At 43.6% G+C, this 18,415-nt stretch carries 10 protein-coding genes and 1 pseudogene; 3 read left to right on the top strand and 8 right to left on the bottom strand.

Features of this window, described 5'->3' with window-relative positions; all coding sequences use genetic code 11:
• Positions 1-114: 114 nt before the first annotated feature.
• The 7 genes from tuf to HCR01_RS19960 all read right to left on the bottom strand — a co-directional run bounded on the left by tuf (position 115) and on the right by HCR01_RS19960 (position 8,456).
• Positions 115-1,344, bottom strand: coding sequence for an elongation factor Tu (tuf, locus tag HCR01_RS19990; RefSeq protein WP_193197850.1), 1,230 nt, complete (start codon positions 1,342-1,344; stop codon positions 115-117).
• A gap of 23 nt (positions 1,345-1,367) precedes the next feature.
• Complete coding sequence (gene fusA / locus HCR01_RS19985; protein WP_193197849.1) at positions 1,368-3,446, bottom strand: elongation factor G; 2,079 nt, start codon at positions 3,444-3,446, stop codon at positions 1,368-1,370.
• A 138-nt stretch (positions 3,447-3,584) separates the two neighbouring features.
• Entirely contained in the window at positions 3,585-4,055 is a 471-nt protein-coding gene (gene rpsG, locus HCR01_RS19980) for a 30S ribosomal protein S7 (protein ID WP_191758783.1), read from the bottom strand.
• Positions 4,056-4,456: 401 nt separating this feature from the next.
• Positions 4,457-4,840, bottom strand: coding sequence for a 30S ribosomal protein S12 (gene rpsL / locus HCR01_RS19975; protein WP_086687982.1), 384 nt, complete (start codon positions 4,838-4,840; stop codon positions 4,457-4,459).
• A 201-nt stretch (positions 4,841-5,041) separates the two neighbouring features.
• Positions 5,042-5,371 carry a HesB/IscA family protein gene (locus HCR01_RS19970; protein ID WP_193197848.1) on the bottom strand — a complete coding sequence of 110 codons (330 nt, stop codon included), beginning with the start codon at positions 5,369-5,371 and terminating at the stop codon, positions 5,042-5,044.
• 379 nt (positions 5,372-5,750) lie between these two features.
• Entirely contained in the window at positions 5,751-6,170 is a 420-nt protein-coding gene (locus tag HCR01_RS19965; RefSeq protein ID WP_193197847.1) for a phosphomannose isomerase type II C-terminal cupin domain, read from the bottom strand.
• 240 nt (positions 6,171-6,410) lie between these two features.
• The gene (locus HCR01_RS19960; protein WP_193197846.1) at positions 6,411-8,456 is read right to left on the bottom strand and encodes a phosphodiester glycosidase family protein; all 2,046 of its coding nucleotides are present in this window, start codon (positions 8,454-8,456) and stop codon (positions 6,411-6,413) included.
• A gap of 785 nt (positions 8,457-9,241) precedes the next feature.
• Between HCR01_RS19960 and gltB the strand changes: the two genes are divergently transcribed.
• Together gltB and HCR01_RS19950 are read left to right on the top strand one after the other, a co-directional pair.
• Positions 9,242-13,936, top strand: a complete 4,695-nt coding sequence (gene gltB / locus HCR01_RS19955) for a glutamate synthase large subunit (RefSeq protein WP_193197845.1) — start codon at positions 9,242-9,244, stop codon at positions 13,934-13,936.
• Positions 13,937-14,920: 984 nt separating this feature from the next.
• The gene (locus HCR01_RS19950; RefSeq protein WP_191758788.1) at positions 14,921-15,265 is read left to right on the top strand and encodes a DUF1815 family protein; all 345 of its coding nucleotides are present in this window, start codon (positions 14,921-14,923) and stop codon (positions 15,263-15,265) included.
• A 450-nt stretch (positions 15,266-15,715) separates the two neighbouring features.
• Here HCR01_RS19950 and HCR01_RS19945 read toward each other — a convergent pair.
• Positions 15,716-17,778, bottom strand: a pseudogene (locus HCR01_RS19945) (CHAT domain-containing protein).
• Between the two features lie 116 nt (positions 17,779-17,894).
• Here HCR01_RS19945 and HCR01_RS19935 point away from each other — a divergent pair.
• Positions 17,895-18,392 carry an acyl-CoA thioesterase gene (locus HCR01_RS19935; RefSeq protein WP_193197843.1) on the top strand — a complete coding sequence of 166 codons (498 nt, stop codon included), beginning with the start codon at positions 17,895-17,897 and terminating at the stop codon, positions 18,390-18,392.
• Positions 18,393-18,415 lie beyond the last annotated feature (23 nt).

Here is an 18,415-nt window from a genome sequence, read left to right as displayed (position 1 = left end):
ACTGGGGACTGGGAAACCAATACCCAATCACCAGTACCTAAAATGAAGGGAAGAGAAAGGAGCAGAGAGGTACTAATACCATCTCTGCTCCTTTTTTATGAGAGCAAAAAGGTGTTACTTCAAGATTTTGGAGACGACACCAGCACCAATGGTACGACCACCTTCGCGGATAGCGAAGCGCATTCCTTGCTCAATAGCGATCGGGTTGATTAATTCTACGGTCATTTTAATGCGATCGCCTGGCATTACCATTTCTGCCTCACTGCCATCATCGGAAGTGAAGGTCTTAATAGTGCCAGTTACGTCGGTTGTCCGTACGTAGAACTGGGGACGGTAGCCAGAGAAAAATGGGGTTTTACGACCACCTTCTTTTTCGGTAAGGACGTACACTTCACCTTCAAATTGAGTGTGAGGGGTAATTGAACCAGGTTTAGCTAACACCATACCCCGCTCAATATCAGCCTTTTGGATACCCCGCAGTAATACACCGGCGTTATCTCCAGCCATACCTTCATCAAGACTCTTCTTAAACATCTCAATTCCAGTTACGGTTGTGTTGCGAGTATCTCTAATACCCACTAGTTCAACCGTATCGCCGACTTTGACTTTACCACGTTCAATCCGACCAGTAGCCACAGTTCCACGACCTGTGATCGAGAACACGTCTTCTACAGCCATCAAGAAGGGCTTATCTATATCCCGCTCAGGAGTGGGGATAAAGGAATCTACAGCATCCATCAGCTCATAGATTTTATCTACCCAAGGATCTTCACCCCGTTGAGTTTTGGGGTTAGAGGTCATTTTTTCTAACGCTTGTAGACCAGAGCCTTTGATAATGGGAATGTCATCACCAGGGAAATCATAGCTGGAAAGCAATTCCCGAAGTTCTAGTTCCACTAGTTCCAGAAGTTCTGGATCATCCATTAAGTCTTCCTTGTTCAAGAAGACAACCAGACTAGGAACGCCGACCTGTTTTGCCAGTAGGATGTGTTCACGGGTTTGGGGCATAGGGCCATCGGTAGCAGCAACTACGAGGATAGCTCCATCCATCTGGGCAGCACCGGTGATCATGTTCTTCACATAGTCAGCGTGTCCAGGACAGTCTACGTGAGCATAGTGCCTATTTTCGGTTTCATACTCAACGTGGGCTGTATTAATAGTAATACCCCGTGCCTTTTCTTCTGGCGCGTTATCGATTTGATCATAGCCCTTAGCTATAGCTTGACCCATAGCTGCCAAGGTCATAGTGATGGCTGCCGTTAACGTGGTTTTGCCGTGGTCAACGTGGCCAATCGTACCGATATTGATGTGGGGTTTATTCCTTTCAAACTTTGCGCGTGCCATGAATGCTCATTTCCTTATTCTAATTAAGCGTTCCCTTTGCTTTTAGCAATGATTGCCTCAGCCACGTTGCGAGGCACTTCTTCGTAGTGGCTAAACTCCATTGAGAAGATGCCCCGACCTTGGGTTTTCGACCGGATATCAGTGGCGTAGCCAAACATTTCTGCCAACGGGACTTTAGCAGTCACTTTGGCAATGCTCTGCTCAGATCCCATTCCCTCAATTTGCCCACGACGGGAATTAAGGTCGCCCATGACATCCCCAAGGAAGTTTTCGGGAACTTCAACCTCAACTTTCATCATAGGCTCTAAGAGGACGGGTGAAGCTTTCAGCACAGCCTCTTTCATCGCCATCGATCCAGCGATTTTAAAAGCCATTTCCGAAGAGTCTACATCGTGGTATGACCCATCAATTAGCGTCGCTTTGACGTCAATCAACGGATATCCAGCCAGGACACCGGATTCGCAGCTTTCTTTCATTCCTTGTTCTGCGGGGCCAATATACTCTTTAGGTACTGTACCACCAACAATTTTGGAGACGAATTCAAAGCCAGTACCGGGTTCTCCTGGTTCCAAATCGATCACAACGTGACCATATTGACCTTTACCACCACTTTGACGGATAAACTTGCCTTCTACTTTGGAGACACGTTTGCGAATCGTTTCGCGGTAAGCTACTTGCGGCGCGCCGACATTCGCTTCCACTTTGAATTCTCGTAACATCCGGTCTACTAGAATTTCTAGGTGGAGTTCTCCCATCCCTGCGATCACGGTTTGGTTTGTTTCCGGATCGACGTGGACACGGAAGGTGGGGTCTTCTTCTGAAAGAGATTGCAGAGCCTTGGACAGCTTGTCCATGTCGTTCTTGGTTTTGGGTTCAACCGCCACCGAGATCACAGGCTCAGGAATGAATAGGGATTCCAGAATTACTGGTGATGCATCATCACAGATTGTGTCACCTGTCAAGGTGTCTTTCAATCCCAGAGCTGCTCCCAAATCACCCGCTCGCAGTTCATCGACATCTTGTCGGTCATCTGCCTTCATGAGAACTAAGCGGGAAATTCGTTCTTTTTTATTCTTACTAGCGTTGAGGACGTAGCTGCCCTTTTTCAGGACACCAGAATAAACGCGAACAAATGTGAGGCGACCATAAGGATCAGCCATAATTTTGAATGCCAGAGCTGCTAGAGGTTCGTTGTCATCAGCCCGCCGCTCGACAGTATCGCCATTTGGCAGTATGCCTTGGATTGGTGGTACTTCACTTGGCGCTGGCAGGTAATCTACAACTGCATCCAGCATCAACTGCACACCTTTGTTTTTGAATGCAGAGCCACAAAGTACTGGTACGATTGTCCCTGCAATTGTGCCTTTACGCAGGGCAGTACGAACTTCGTCTTCTGTAAGTTCTTCGCCCTCGAAGTACTTAGCCATCAGAGTATCGTCGGTTTCCGCCGCCGCTTCTATTAGCTTGGTGCGGTATTCTTCTACTTGCTCTTGCAATTCTGATGGGATATCTGTTTCTTGGATATCGGTTCCTTGGTCGTTAGCGTAAATATATGCACGCTGCCGCACTAGATCAACGATCCCTTGGAATTCGTTTTCGCTACCAATTGGTAATTGAATAGCAATGGCGTTAGCTCGCAGGCGATCGCGCATTTGCTCGTGAACTTTATAAAAGTTCGCTCCTGTACGATCCATTTTGTTGATGAAGGCTATTCGAGGTACTTTGTAGCGGTCTGCTTGTCGCCACACTGTCTCGGACTGTGGTTGTACACCACCTACAGAACAAAATACTGCGATTACACCATCCAACACACGCATGGAACGCTCAACTTCAATCGTGAAGTCTACGTGACCTGGGGTATCGATAATGTTAATTTGATGATCTTTCCAGCTGGTAGTAATAGCAGCAGCAGTGATGGTAATTCCCCGCTCTCGCTCCTGATCCATCCAGTCTGTTACAGCAGTTCCTTCATGAACTTCGCCAATTTTATGAATTATTCCAGAGTAAAACAATATTCTCTCTGTTGTCGTTGTCTTGCCCGCATCTATATGCGCCGCAATACCGATATTGCGTACTCTCTCTAGCGGGATCGTACGTGCCACAGCTACCTCCTATAGTTTTTGCCTCATGATATCTTGTATATTACTCTTTGTTAAGATTCTATACTTTTACGGAAAACCGTCTTTTTGAAAAAATCAACGATACACCGCTGATAAAACTGCGATATATCGTTTTTCTACTTAGTAACGATAGTGTGCAAATGCTTTGTTTGCTTCCGCCATGCGGTGAGTTTCTTCCCTCTTGCGAATGGCATTTCCAGTTTCGTTAGCAGCATCCATTAACTCATTTGCCAGCTTACTGGCCATTGTGCGCCCTGGTCTGGATCTTGAAAATTGCACTAGCCAACGCAGTGCTAGGGTAGTACCCCGGTCTGAACGCACTTCCATTGGTACTTGATAGGTTGCTCCGCCGACTCGCCGAGCTTTTACTTCTACTAAAGGCGTTGCATTTCGCACTGCTCTTTCAAAGGTTTCCAAGGCACCGCTACCAGTGCGTTCCTCAATAGTTTTCAAGGCATCATAAACAATCCGTGCGGCAAGTGATTTCTTGCCATGACGCATAATCCGTCTGATAATCATGCTCACAAGGCGACTGTTATATACGGAGTCAGACGGAACTGGGCGCTTTTGAACAACACCACGACGAGACATACTTCACCTTTAATTCGGATTTGGCAACGAAATTATATGCTATCAGGCTATCAGACACTGGAAACTAAAAGCGGTGGAACCCGCCGCTTAAAATTCCTCATATTTTTCCTCTTCAGTTGCAGCGAGGCTGACCTACTTGACTTGCTGCCTGCAACTAGACACACAAGGCGACAACATTATAAACCTTAATATCTAGATATTAATGCTGCTGTCGCTTACAGTATTTTGCTTAAAACTTTCTACACTTGCTCGCTTAGTGTAGGTGTAGCTTTTACTGAAACAGATACATCAGCGATAATCACTGTTGTTTAAAAGCAAGCGCTGTTTGTTTTTCTATCCCTTGACGCGCTTCTATCTAAGAGAGACGATTAATCGTGTTTGATGCGATTAATCGCCTAATCCTACTTTTTCGCTTCTTTCGGGCGCTTGGTTCCATACTTGGAACGACCTTGCTTGCGGTCTTTAACTCCGGCTGTATCTAAGGTGCCACGGATGATGTGGTATCTCACACCTGGTAAGTCCTTAACCCGACCGCCACGAATCATTACAACTGAGTGTTCCTGCAAGTTGTGACCAATTCCTGGAATGTAAGCTGTGACTTCAAATCCAGAAGTAAGTCGCACCCTTGCTACTTTGCGTAGAGCTGAGTTAGGCTTTTTAGGCGTAGTTGTGTATACTCTGGTACAAACACCCCGACGTTGAGGACATTGCTTCAGAGCTGGGGACTTGGTTTTCTGACGCGCTTTTTCGCGCTCATTACGTATTAGCTGCTGTATGGTTGGCATGAGTTACAGCGCGTAAAGCTGCATTAGGTTGTCTAAGTTTTAACAAATCCTAATTATATCGTTTTCGATGGTTTTATGTCAATTGTTATTTGTCCTCGTTCGCGCAGCGTCTCCCTTTGGAGGAGTTTTGAACAGAGCCTTCCTTTACTTAGACTTCTGTGTTTGTTATTTGCTCAAAGACTAATGATTAATTACCCATGACTAAGAAGGACAAATAGAGAAAGAATTTCCACAGCCACAGGTAGCGATCGCCTGGGGATTGTGGAAGCGAAAACCACCACCCATCAGATCCTCTGAATAATCGAGTGTTAACCCATTGATGTAATTTAAGCTTTCAGCATCTACCACTACTTGAATACCATTCAAGTCAAAAACTTGATCACTCACTTTTACTGCTTCATCAAACAACATATCGTAAAACCACCCGGAACAGCCACCGGGTCTAACTGTCAATCGAAACAAACCTTTTGGCTGTTGTTTGGACTTTATTCGTCCAATCTCACTGGCGGCTGCTTGACTCAGATGAATCATGGAATTCGTTTTTTGCCATTGAAAACCCTATCTTAATCTTACAGATGGGTTGACACTTGTACTCCTTATTGTTGGTTTACTGCTACATCCAAAGCTATAAAGTAAGGAATATTCTCATTCGATTTCAGATATTTGTCTTCAGTTATTAATGCCTAATAAATTCTGTTTTCCAGTATTAAGAGCGTCTGGTGTGTTTGCTCTTTATCTGTATGAGTGTTCTTGATTCTGGCTACATACTGGCGTATGAGAGCAATCGCATTATCACTTTAACGCTACAACGCCAGGAGTTCCTGCCTTCTGAAGGTGGTGACTTCTGGCGTATGTGCAAATAAAAGCAGCGCAGTGGCTCCTGAATAATATCAGAGCCACTCATCTAGTTTTAATCTTTGGTACGTGCATAGTCATCTTGGTAGCGAATAATATCATCCTCTCCTAAATATTCGCCATTTTGCACTTCAATCAACACTAAGGGAATCACGCCAGGATTCTCTAGACGATGAGCCGTACATTGGGGTACATAGGTTGACTGATTATTGCTCAGGAGGACTTCTTGCTCTCCGCAAACCACCCTAGCTGTACCCGAAACGACAATCCAGTGTTCGCTGCGGTGGTGGTGCATTTGCAGACTGAGGCGATGTCCAGGCTTAACTTCGATGCGCTTGATTTTATATCCGCGCCCTTCTTCCAAAACTGTAAAAGCACCCCAGGGACGCAGCTCAGTTGCAGCAACGCCTCTGGAAGTGATGGCTGGGGGTAGGGGCAGAGTGGTAGTTTGTGCCATTTCTTGATGTTGAGCCATAGTTACCTCATTTGAAGACATAACAAACCGTTAGTACTCTTAACCATTGATGAAAAATCTAGGGCGATCTTGCAACCGTGAAAATCAGCAATCTTAATCTAGCTTTGCTAAAGATAGCAAAATCAAACGTTATGGTGTAAACCATCACTACTAAAATTTTTGTGTCTACACCAAGTCTTCATCAACTAAAGTTGCAGCTTATTTCAAACTTTAAAAAATGTCCAAATACCCCATCTTTCATTATCGTGGTTGCAAGAAAATACCAATTCCGTTGTGAACACGGGCCGCAGTACTAGGAGAACGGTCGAGTAATTGACCTCCTAAGTAAAGACTGGTAGAACTACCACCGTCCAAATTCAGGGCATTTACACACCCCAAAAGTTTCATTAGTTGTGCGTGTTCTGCCAAGCTAGGGCCATATCCGCCAGCACGATTATGCACGGCAGTAATCATCAGTGTGCCTGTTGCTGTTGTACAAATACCACTGCGAATTGCTTTTTCTGCAATGAAGGCATCACTGAATTTTTCGCCTTTGGCATCAAGGACAATTTGACGATCTTGCAGCAATAGCGGCCCTGCTCCCACAATATGAGGATGACGGTTAAAATCAGCCGGAGCAGTGGCGCTGGTAATGCGGACTGTAGTGCCTACAGGTAGCTGTAATGAGGTAGTAGCAACGTTACCGCGTAAAGTGAGTAAGTATCCATCTTGAGGAATCGGAAAGATGGTATTTCCTGCTTTACCACCTGGTAACTGATTAGTAACTTGGTCTTTCTGGACAACAAGGATGATTTCGTTATCTGTCAAGGGAGTATAAGTTGTTCCCCAAGCTGGTGTGTAACGAGCAATGCCACTCTGAACGTAGCCACTGTTAAGAAAAAGAATTGGTAAGCGCAGGTTATTTGCAGTAGTTAAAGTTTCCACCAAAGTGAGACGACCAAAGTAGAATTGCCCAGAATCGTTCCAAGCGATCGCTCCCCGGTTCAGAATAGGCCCTGATAACCATTGACCATCACGACGAATCGCACCCAAGGGCAATCTATTATTGCGGTTAAAATAACCACCATTGATTGCTGCTACTGCCAAGTACCGCTGTGCTGTTTGAATTAGGGGTGCAGTACCCGCAAGAGTATCCGGGTTCGTCCACACGGGTTTCAACATCAGCCCAAATTTGTCGGGATTAACTTCTAACGAAACTACAGGAAAGCGGTCTGCGCCTAACTTGACAAAACGCTGTTGCCAGCGTAATCCCGGCGCCCAAGTGATATCCCGCTGTTCTAAAGCGTCGGGTCGAATGTCGATAACAAGACGATTGGGGTTAGCGATAGTACTAATCTGAGGAGATTGACCAAAGGGAACACTCAAACGAATAATTGTTTGATTCTTGACTACCTCTACTTTTTGAATTAGCGGGTCAAGAACTGGTGCTGTTGGGATTGGTGGTGTTGGTGTAACTGGTAATATTTGTTTGAGCAGGTTTGGCAGTAATGTAGGTGGTAAAGGGGTGTAGCGTTCTATCAAGACGGGATTGGCTATTCCATCTAGAGTAATTGTCCACTCTCGATTTGGCGGTGCAGTTGGCTTGGTGATAGGTATATCTGGGTCGAGGAGTAGAGTTTGGGGTTTTTTGATTGCCAAGCCTTGTGTAATTTGCCAAGGAGTTGGACGATCTAAATCAACCAAAATACGAGCTTGCCCTAATGGTGCAACAGTTGGGACTGAAGATTGCTTACTTTCAATAATATTGGTCACTTGCGCCTTTGGAGTGACAATCACCAAGGTGTTGCCATTGGCTTGCATCTGCCATCCTGCTGTTTTAGCAAAATTAGTAATATCTAGATAGCGATATGCTCCCAGCAGCCTAGTGGTTAAAACTAGTGGCTTTGTAACGGATGAAAACCACTGTACTGGTTGTTTAGCTGGACTACTACTGTTTAAGAAATTTACCCCAATTAATTGCCTAAATACCCCGTCACTAAGATGAGTTGTCGCTTGACTACCTCCAGGTCGCTGCAACCAAGTTCCTGGTAATGTGCGACCATTGAGAGAAATTTGATTGCCAGAAGATAACACCCCTGAAAAAGGAGATGTAGGCAACTGTGAGGTCAACCTTGGTATTGCTTTGGCATTTGTCGAGGACTCTTGGGCACTAGTAGCATAGTTAGTAGTCAAGCACAGTGTTGTCAAAAGTATTGGTGACATAGTTGACCAGAAAAACCTACTATTGCCGTGATTAGTAATGGTACTAAGGTGTTCTTGTCCGTAACAATTTGGCGTTTTTACCATAATTTACTAGGTACTTGTGAAAGCTATTACCCAAGGAACAAACTAAAGACTAATGGTTGGGAAATATTAAAAAATCATGAGTTTATTTTTGAAAAAGTATGATAATATGTATATTGGCTTGTTATCACTTTTCAACCCAAAAAAGCATTTTGCCGCTAAAAATACCACAACTAAGTGTTTGAACTGGCACTAGTTCTGACCAGACCATACACGGTGGTTTTAGTTATCAAAACTAGATTAAGATATTCAATCCTTAGCGATCGCTGCTATTGATGCTACTTCAGTGAGGTTTAGTTAGTAGTAAAACAAGTAGCAGTTGTGAAGCAGCAAGACTCTAGACAGCAACAGAAATATTTGGGAATTGTCAAATGGGTATATATTGTAATACGCTGATTTTATTACTGGGACGGGATACTGTTAGCTTGAAAACGTAGTGCAGCGTTCAATGTTAGTTTTATTTCAGGTAGATCGAGATATGCTCTACCTGGCAACTAAGGTGCATCTGGAAAAAGGAATTGAGAAAATACTTAGCTTCACACTATAGAAAACAGTCTGTCAGGGCGAGAATAATGTCCGGACAGAAGTATCTTGTTTAACACCGCATAAACACATACAAAAATAACGCAACTATTTTAACACAGGTTAACTAAAAAGTAAAACCGAAGTTAAAATTTTTTTTCCCTAAATTTCGGTAATTAATCTGTATTTGTGCATCGTTAAAATTAAGAAATTTTTCTCAATAAGTAGTCGCAAAATTTAGTAACTCAACACTTCAGGAACAGGGTATGAACAAGAAACCGATGAATCAAGACCAGAAAATCACAGCGAATGTTGACTCACGAGATACCTACCGAGAACCAAGGTGGTTGGTAGAGGAACGAGATGCTTGTGGTGTAGGTTTTATTGCTCATCGCCAGAATCATGCCAGCCACGAAGTTGTGGCAAAAGCCTTAAATGCTTTGACCTGCTTAGAACACCGGGGAGGTTGTAGCGCAGACCAAGACTCTGGTGATGGTGCAGGAATATTGACAGCAATTCCTTGGGAGCTGTTCCAGCAAGATTATGGCCAAAAGATGAGGGAATTGTCATCCATCAGTAATATGGCTGTGGGGATGATATTTTTACCGCCAGACCAAGAAGCAGCACAAAGAGCTAGGGAAACAGTTGAACAAGTAGCGGCTGAGGAAAAACTGACTGTACTGGGGTGGCGAGTAGTGCCAGTGCAATCTGATTTCCTGGGGGTGCAAGCTAGAGAAAATCAACCCCAGATTGAACAAGTTTTACTAGCTTCCGTTAACAAAAGTGGTGATGAACTAGAGCGGCAACTGTATATTACTCGCCGCCGAATTAGTAAGGCTGCAACCAGTATTTCAGAAGAATTTTATGTCTGCTCTTTGTCAAGCCGCACAATTGTTTACAAAGGCATGGTGCGTTCTGCTGTGTTGGGAGAATTTTATAACGATTTAACAAATCCAGCTTACAAGAGCGCCTTTGCTGTTTATCACCGCCGCTTTAGTACCAACACAATGCCCAAGTGGCCCTTGGCTCAACCGATGCGGCTTTTGGGTCACAACGGCGAAATTAATACCCTATTGGGTAATATCAACTGGATGATGGCACGAGAAGCTAGCCTGAATCATTCGGTATGGGGCGATCGTATTAATGAACTTAAGCCATTAGTCCATATTGACAACAGCGACTCCGCCACTCTAGATAACGTGCTGGAGTTACTGGTGCGTTCTGGTCGTAGCCCCTCAGAAAGCTTGATGATTATGGTTCCAGAGGCTTACCAAAATCAGCCTTCTTTGCAGAACTATCCAGAAATTGTCGATTTTTACGAGTATTACAGTGGTCTGCAAGAAGCGTGGGATGGGCCAGCACTTTTGGTATTCAGTGATGGGCAAAAAGTTGGTGCAACACTAGATCGTAATGGCTTAAGACCAGCTCGCTACGTGATCACCAAGGATGACTACATCGTCGTCGCTTCTGAAGCAGGTGTAGTGAATTTCCCAGAAGCCAGCATTCTTGAGAAAGGGAGACTTGGGCCAGGGCAAATGATTGCTGTGGATTTAGTAAACCATGAAGTGCTGAAAAATTGGGAGATTAAGCAGCGCATCGCCAAGCAGCAACCGTATGGGGAATGGTTGCGCCAGCATCGCCAAGAATTAAAGTCATTAGTCATTAGTCATTCCTCATTAGCAAATGGCAATGGCAATGGCAAAGGACAAATGACAAATGATATGGAGCAAGTGACAATTGACAGACAAACTTTGCTTCAGCGTCAAACAGCCTTTGGCTACACATCAGAAGATGTAGAAATGGTGATTCAACCAATGGCCATCGCCGGTTCAGAGCCAACTTTCTGCATGGGTGATGATATTCCTTTAGCAGTGCTTTCAACAAAACCCCACCTGCTTTATGACTATTTCAAACAGCGCTTTGCTCAAGTGACGAACCCAGCAATTGACCCCCTACGGGAAAAGCTAGTAATGTCCTTGAAAGTAGAACTGGGTGAACGGGGTAACTTATTAGAGGCAAAGCCAGAATATGCCCGGAGACTGAAGCTAGAATCACCACTATTGACAGAAGCAGAGTTAGGGGCAATTAAGCTGTCGGGATTTGCCACGGCTGAGTTGTCAACCCTATTTGCAATTGCCAACGGCCCCGAAGGATTGAAAGCAGCAGTGCAGTCTTTACAAGCACAAGCAGCTGAATCAGTCCGAGCAGGTGCGAAAATTTTAATTCTTAGCGATCGCCCTGTCCTCGATACTGAATACACATACATTCCTCCCCTGTTGGCGGTGGGTGCTGTACATCATCACCTGATTAGCGAAGGGTTGCGAATGAAAACATCCCTGATTGTTAATACAGCCCAGTGCTGGAGCACACATCACTTTGCTTGTCTCATTGGCTATGGTGCAGGCGCAATTTGCCCGTATATGGCTTTAGATACGGTGCGCGATTGGTGGTTTGACCCCAAAACTAAAAAGTTAATGGGTTTGCAGAAAATTCCAGCCCTCACACTAGAGCAAGCTTTAGGAAATTATCGTAAAGCCGTAGAGTCAGGTTTGTTAAAAATTCTCTCCAAGATGGGAATTTCTTTGCTGTCCAGTTATCAAGCAGCGCAAATCTTTGAAGCCATTGGCATTGGTAGGGATTTAATAGAACTCGGATTCCGTGGTACGACTTCTCGTATTGGTGGTTTGAGTATCAAGGAACTCGCAGATGAAGTGCTTTCCTTCCACGTCAAGGCTTTCCCGGTAACGACCAAGAAGTTAGAAAACCTGGGGTTTGTGCAGTATCGTCCTGGTGGCGAGTACCACATGAATAGCCCAGAAATGGTAAAGGCTCTGCATAAGGCCTTGGATAGCAAAGAGTACGACCATTACGAAGTTTATAAAAAGCATCTTCAAGGCAGACCAGTAACAGCCTTGCGTGATTTGCTCGATTTCCAAAGCAATCGCTCGCCAATTTCCATAGAAGAAGTGGAGTCAGTTAGTGAAATTGTCAAGCGCTTCTGCACTGGTGGGATGTCTTTAGGCGCTTTGTCACGAGAAGCGCATGAAACTTTGGCGATCGCGATGAATCGGATTGGCGGTAAATCCAACTCTGGGGAAGGCGGTGAAGACCCAGTGCGCTACACAGTCCTAGATGATGTAGACGAGTTTGGTCACTCGCCAACCCTACCGCATTTAAAAGGATTGCAGAACGGTGACACTGCTTCTAGTGCGATTAAGCAAGTTGCATCAGGACGCTTTGGTGTCACCCCAGCGTACCTCAGCAGCGCCAAACAAATTGAAATCAAAATTGCCCAAGGTGCAAAGCCTGGCGAAGGTGGACAACTGCCAGGGCCCAAGGTTAGTCCCTATATTGCGATGTTAAGGCGCTCCAAACCAGGGGTCACGCTGATTTCGCCGCCACCGCACCACGATATTTATTCCATTGAAGACCTGGCACAGCTAATTTTTGACCTGCACCAAATTAACCCCAGAGCGCAGGTATCGGTGAAGCTAGTTGCAGAAATCGGCATCGGTACAATTGCCGCAGGTGTGGCAAAGGCTAACGCTGATATCATTCAGATTTCCGGTCACGATGGCGGTACAGGAGCATCCCCACTTAGTTCGATTAAACATGCTGGTTCACCTTGGGAACTCGGTTTAAGCGAAGTGCATCGCGTTTTGATGCAAAATAGTCTACGCGATCGCGTGATTTTGCGCGTAGATGGTGGATTTAAAAGTGGTTGGGATGTGGTAATAGGTGCATTGATGGGCGGCGAAGAATTCGGTTTTGGTTCCATCGCCATGATTGCTGAAGGTTGTATCATGGCACGGATCTGCCACACAAATAACTGCCCCGTGGGTGTCGCTTCCCAGAAAGAAGAACTCCGCAAGCGGTTTACAGGGATGCCAGAAAACGTCGTTAACTTCTTCTACTTCATTGCCGAAGAAGTGCGTAGTCTCTTAGCAAGACTCGGCTACCATTCCTTGTCGGAAATCATTGGACGTGCAGATTTATTAAAAATCCGCCAAGAGGCAAAACTCACTAAAACACAAGCGCTGAACCTCGACTGCTTACTTCAGCTACCAGATACCAGAGAAAATCGCAGTTGGTTGATGCATGAACAAGTTCACAGCAACGGCGTAGTCTTAGATGATCAATTGCTTGCCGATCCCGAAATTAAAGCTGCTATTAGCAAACAGTCTACTGTCACCAAAACCTTCCCAATAGTCAACACCGACAGAACAGTAGGCACACGCTTAGCAGGGGCGATCGCTTCCCAGTACGGCGATAGCGGCTTTGAAGGACAAATTAACCTCAACTTTCAAGGCAGTGTTGGACAAAGCTTTGGAGCCTTCAACCTCCCTGGTATAGTTATAACGCTAGAAGGTGAGGCCAACGACTATGTAGGTAAGGGTATGCATGGTGGTGAAATCATTATCACACCTCCATCTGATGCTACTTATGACCCGTCACAAAATGTGATTGTGGGCAATACCTGCCTCTACGGTGCTACTGGTGGCGTCCTGTTTGCCAACGGCTTAGCAGGAGAGCGCTTTGCTGTGCGTAACTCTAAAGGCACAGCAGTTATTGAAGGCGCTGGGGATCACTGCTGCGAGTACATGACTGGTGGCGTGATTGTTGTCCTCGGCAAGGTTGGACGTAACGTCGCTGCTGGGATGACTGGTGGATTAGCATACTTCTTGGATGAAGACGGCTCATTTCCTGAGTTGGTCAACCCAGAAATTGTTAAAATACAGCAGGTGATTACAGAAGCAGGTGCAAAACAACTGCAAGAGTTAATTAAAACTCATGTGGAACGCACTGGTTCACCAAAAGCAAACAAGATTCTGCAAAACTGGCAAGAATACTTGCCGAAGTTCTGGCAGTTAGTTCCACCCTCTGAAGCTGATAGTCCAGAAGCAAATCCCAACGCTGAAGCTGAAAAAACAACTGAGTGGAGTTTAGCTATTAGTCATTAGTCATTTAATTTAGGTTAGCTGTAGTGACTAATAGACTTTTTGCAGAAGTCGGACAAAGGGTAAAGGGAAAAAGTTAAAAGTATTGAATTTTTCTGATGCTATTTCTCTTTAACCCTTACCCATGTATGAATGTGAAATTGCTTATGACTCAAGACTAACGGATTATAAACTACATGCGTTAGGCCTGAATATTAATACACCCCACCCAAGCAAATTTAGCTGGGTGTAGTTCATGAAATCAAAAAGCCTCTACCGACGCTGCCCTCATATCAGAATGAGATTTTCTGTGACTGATGTAACTTTTTTAGGTAAGTACCCCGAAGGCTGAAAATATTGCCGAAATGGCAACATTACTCTTCGGAGTTTGGTTATTCTCAGTATTAGATCTATCGATTGTGGATTTTACATTTACTTTTATGCATTAAGCAAGTAAATGTATAAAAAATTGCAATTAGCTAAGATCTAAATCTTTAGTCTGTACAGGCGTTTGCTAAACTTCACATAGGAGAGTTTAACTTTGTATCTCCAAGAATCTGGTGATACAGAATCTATGTTAAAGAATACACATTATAAAGATATGAACAAGAGGGAGTAAAACAGCGTGAAGTGGCGTTAGAGCCTCTTTAAGTAGTAAATTTGACTGCACATTGCCCATAAAAATGGAATATGTAGCTTTTCTGTAGTTGACTAGTGCCAAATTTAAGTTACTCTTAAAACGGATAGCTGCCAGTAATAATCTATCCTGACAATACTGTTATGAAGACAAAACTAAGTTTAGCAATTATGTCTGAAATTTTGAGTTTACGAATTGAATAATTTGATACGGCAGTCAAATTCGTTATCAACTACCCTAAGCAAGGTAGTCTATTAATGGCTTCATCTATTTCTTGGAATTGTAATGGATAGTTTACAATACCAATGGGTGAGAAAATCTAAAGAAAATATAAAAGAGACTCAAATGACTGTGGTGTCTGGAGGACAAAAGTGTTTCTGAGACTAGCACATCAACACCGACAATTCGTCCAAGACTTGGTAATGAACCTACAAGCCTTGGCAATTGTACTAGAACGACGTGGATATCCTGCGTCCTGCTATACCTGTGGTGATCAGATGAATAGTGCATCATTTATGGTTAGCTTGGGTGATAACCACCTGATTCGGTTTTTAGTGTCTGATTACGGAATAACTTGGACGGAGATGCGGGATGACCGCGAATTAATGAAGTTAGAGGGTGCAGAGGCAATTAACCAGTTACAAGAATTAGCTAATCTTGTCAAGCAATCCATGCAAACTGGGACAGTTTCTAAAACTCTTGCCAAGAAATATTAAGCTTCCAAGAGTCGATGGCAAATTGGAAATTAATCATCGGTAATGGGGAATAGTGGTTTGGTTGACATCGCCTATTACCAATTCTCTATTACCGTTAAGTAATTGGCTCATCGCTAGCCTGTCACATCTTTTTGCAAGTTTGCTAAAATCTCACCCAAAGGGTTGTGAGCTAGAAGCTCGAAGGTATTAAAACGTATTGCCAATTAAAATTAAGGGTGTTCAATATTATAGACAATCGGGTCAGGGCTTCCGAATCATCAGACCAGTGTAAATTTTTGTCAGGGTTTCTGCCTTAAACTTGCCAGTTTGTTTTGTGGCAAAGAAAGCTTTATCAATGGGATCAAATATTTATTTATAAAGTAGTAATTGCTACTTTTGCTCTACAATTTTAGACTAATCTGTCATAGGATGACGCGATCACTATTGACAAAGGTTGCGATCGCTCAATAGCTAAAGTCCATTACCAATTAAAATAAAGGGTGCCCAGTAGTACGGGTGACTGAAGTCACCAACTGCTGCTGTAGATGTATTGTGATTTCCCTTCCATTTTCCAGTAATTAAAGAGATTTGAGCGTGTCGTAAGGCTTCGGCTTTTGTCAACTTGCCTGATGGCAGCGTAGCATAAAAAGCACTCATCAATGCTTGCGTACCACCATCATCCACAGCCCACAAGGAAGCAATTGCTGCCTTAGCACCAGTTTTTTGTATCTGATAACCAAAACCCAAAATTTCCTCACCATTGCCTAACGAGCCTCCTAAGCCGGTTTCGCAGGCACTTAAAACTACCAAATCCACATTGGGAAGTGACCAAGTGGCGACATCTCTGAGGTTAACGCGATCGCCATTCCCAAATAAAATAAATGAATCTTCTGGTTTACCCATTACAAAAGCTGCATGAGTAGCTAAATGGACAATTGAATAATCATCCATTTGCGGTACAGTGACTTTGGGGCTAAAAGCATCGTCTAAAAGTTTCTTTGTTTCAGGAACTACTTTTGATAAGCTTTCCACTTCTCGCCCTGCAAATGGCAATCCGGCAAAAGCAAACTGCCGATTACCAACTTTAATTTGATAATTACCTTTAGTAAAAGCACCAGCTAAAACCCGCAAATTAGATTGATTTGGGGTGTTCAAGTTACTCAGGCTAGCAGATGTGATGTGATTAACGCTGAAGCGTTGGACTAACCATTTCCCATCAAATAAAGCAGTTATAGGAATGTAGCGTAACTGGTCATCTGGAGCATAAATTAGAGTTTGTGTACCTGAGAGCTTCAGGTCGTTTTCTATCGGCTTGATTAGCCAGTCATATAATTGATGTGCAGGTGTTTTGAGATTGCGACTGGGATTTTTTAAAGCTTGGCGGAAAGCAACAATTGTCTGACTGAGGTTTTTGCTTGTCACAGCAACGGTGCGATGAATTGGTGGAGATTCGGGAGTTACCAAAACCAATTCCAAGCTATCTTTTAAAATCAGTGGGTAAAGAAGTGCAGATTTTTGAGGTAATCGCGCTAAATTATCCCGAACTTGATTAAGACTCTCTAAATCTAAATTTTGCTGTCTTGCTGTGCGGCTAATTTGCTCTACCTGTGCGGTAACAGCGGAACTAGTGATAAATTTATTAAATGCTTCTAACTGTTGCTGCTGAGTTAATACTAATTGCTCGATGCGTTGTTCTTGTTGAGGCGATCGCTTTTGAGGAGAAATTTTACGTAATGTTGTCAGTTCTTTACCCAGTACAATAGCCTGAGCTAGAGTTTGTTCCAACTTTTGTTTAATTGGTTTTTCTCTTGTTACAATCTCAATGCCTTTAGCAGTGCGTTGATTACCTGGCACATTTTGGAGATATTCCTCTAGTTCTTCAACTTTGAGTAAATCCATTGTTCTTTGCGCTTCAGCAACACGTTCCTGTTTAAGCAATCGTTCTGCCAAAATGCGATATGTCTGGGCAACAGTTATGCTGTAAGCATCTGGTTGTTGTACAGAAAGTGCTGATGGATTCAAGCGAGCTTTCTCACGATTAATCAAGCAATGCTTGTAGAAAAAAATAGCTAAATCTGGTTTGTTTTGGATATCAAATAAGTAACCAATATTACTGTAGGTTTTGCCAAGGCGGACAGCATCTCCAATTTCTTTATCAATAACTAAAGCTTGTTGATAAGATTGTAGTGCTTGTGAATACTGACCTTGACTTTGGTATACTCTCCCGATGTTATTAAATGTTACGGCTTCCCAAGAGCGTTCTCCAAATTCTCTAGTTATGGCTAATGCTTTCTGTAATCTCTGTAATGCTTCTGGAAATCGCCTTCGCTGAAATTGCTCGATAGCCTCTTTGTTGAGCTTCTCGATTTCTAATCGGCTATTGTTATTGGTGAAGCCTGAGCTTTTTCTCCGTAGTGGTACTGCAACTTGGCATTTGAGGTTACTTGTTTACCTTCTGGGTACACCATCCCAAAACCTAGTAAACTAAATACAGTTAAAGTTATCAGATTAACGTAGCGGAGATTAAGCAGCATAACAAAACACTCTTTGCGTTCAGAATTGTAAATATTAAATCAATAAGTTCTGCAATGCAATAGACTTTTATGCTATTTAATATCTGGAAAATTTCTAGCTGCTTAGAAACTTAAAGATGTCAGAAAAAAAACCTAGCCAACCGCAACTACCGCCAATCAGTGCTATTGATACTCCATCACTGAGGGCTTATGAGAGTTGGTTTGAATATCCTATTAGAGTCCAACCGCACCATACTGAATATGCAGGTGTTGTCTGGCATGGTTCATATATTGCTTGGATGGAAGAAGCGCGGATCGAATGCTTGCGCTCGATAGGGATTGAATTTGCTGATTTAGTAGCTTTAGGCTGCGATTTACCAGTTGTGGAACTGTCAATACAGTATCATCGTTCAGTTCAATTAGGTATGGCAGTGGTCGTAAAAACCCGCATGGCTGAGGTAACTGGTGTCCGCATCAATTGGGATTATGCGATCGCTTCAATTGATGGAGAACAATTGTACGTTACTGCCAAGGTGACTTTAGTAGCTTTAGATCGCGAGAGAGGCAAGATTATGCCTCAGTTACCTGCAAGTTTTAAGGATGCATTGGCAAAAGTTTCCGCGTTACCTAAATAAATAGACGTTTCTAATTTCATCCT

The sequence above is a fragment of the Nostoc sp. MG11 genome, assembly GCF_014904695.1.
GTDB lineage: Bacteria > Cyanobacteriota > Cyanobacteriia > Cyanobacteriales > Nostocaceae > Komarekiella.
This window is presented reverse-complemented; position numbering and strand designations above follow the sequence as displayed.

What these genes read in the sequence shown, in the direction of transcription:
- gltB (WP_193197845.1), top strand. Translation starts at nt 9,242, where the DNA reads ATGAACAAGAAACCGATGAATCAAGACCAGAAAATCACAGCGAATGTT.
- HCR01_RS19960 (WP_193197846.1), bottom strand. Translation starts at nt 8,456, where the DNA reads ATGGTAAAAACGCCAAATTGTTACGGACAAGAACACCTTAGTACCATT.
- tuf (WP_193197850.1), bottom strand. Translation starts at nt 1,344, where the DNA reads ATGGCACGCGCAAAGTTTGAAAGGAATAAACCCCACATCAATATCGGT.
- HCR01_RS19965 (WP_193197847.1), bottom strand. Translation starts at nt 6,170, where the DNA reads ATGGCTCAACATCAAGAAATGGCACAAACTACCACTCTGCCCCTACCC.
- rpsG (WP_191758783.1), bottom strand. Translation starts at nt 4,055, where the DNA reads ATGTCTCGTCGTGGTGTTGTTCAAAAGCGCCCAGTTCCGTCTGACTCC.
- HCR01_RS19935 (WP_193197843.1), top strand. Translation starts at nt 17,895, where the DNA reads ATGTCAGAAAAAAAACCTAGCCAACCGCAACTACCGCCAATCAGTGCT.
- rpsL (WP_086687982.1), bottom strand. Translation starts at nt 4,840, where the DNA reads ATGCCAACCATACAGCAGCTAATACGTAATGAGCGCGAAAAAGCGCGT.
- HCR01_RS19970 (WP_193197848.1), bottom strand. Translation starts at nt 5,371, where the DNA reads ATGATTCATCTGAGTCAAGCAGCCGCCAGTGAGATTGGACGAATAAAG.